We start from the raw sequence: 622 nt of genomic DNA, 5'->3' as shown, positions 1-622 counted from the left end.
AATGGGATGCACCAACAAAGACAATGGCAGAAGTTGTAGCTATGGCTAATGTTCTTCCTGCAAGTACATACTCAGATGGTAATCCAAAGCAACTACCGGCAGATGATCCAAATGTTGCGGGTGACGAGATTATTTTTGACGCGTATGTAGTGTCATCTGATGCAGGAGGTAACTTTTATAAAACAATTTCTATCCAAGACAAACCAGAGAATCCTACTGTAGGACTATCAATTGGAATCAATAAATCTATGAATTATGTAGATTTTCCAGTTGGAGCACACATCAGAATTAAAGCTAACGGAATGGTTATTGGAAAATCTTTTAATACAATGCAGTTGGGGGTAAAGGATCCTAATTATCCACTTGGAAGAATTCCAGAATCAATTATTGGAAGATATATTTCTGGTGTTTGTAGTGGAAATGGTTTAGAAATTGTTGACATTGTTCCAACTGTTGTAACAATAAATCAACTGACAAGTTCTACAACTGGCGACAAATATCTTAATACTTTGGTAAAGGTGAAGAATGTACAGTTCTCAGATTCTCAAATTGGTCTTGCTTTAATGGCAACTGATATTTCCGGAGCATTTATCGATACAGATAGAACAATTACTGATGGTAC

Annotated in this window: 1 protein-coding gene; it reads left to right on the top strand. The window is 36.2% G+C overall.

Features of this window, described 5'->3' with window-relative positions:
* A partial coding sequence (locus ABD994_RS31175) for a DUF5689 domain-containing protein (protein WP_345425611.1) occupies nucleotides 1–622 on the top strand: 622 nt, incomplete at both ends.

The organism is Actinomycetospora chlora, assembly GCF_039542135.1.
GTDB classification, from domain to species: Bacteria; Actinomycetota; Actinomycetes; order Mycobacteriales; family Pseudonocardiaceae; genus Actinomycetospora; species Actinomycetospora chlora.
This window is presented reverse-complemented; position numbering and strand designations above follow the sequence as displayed.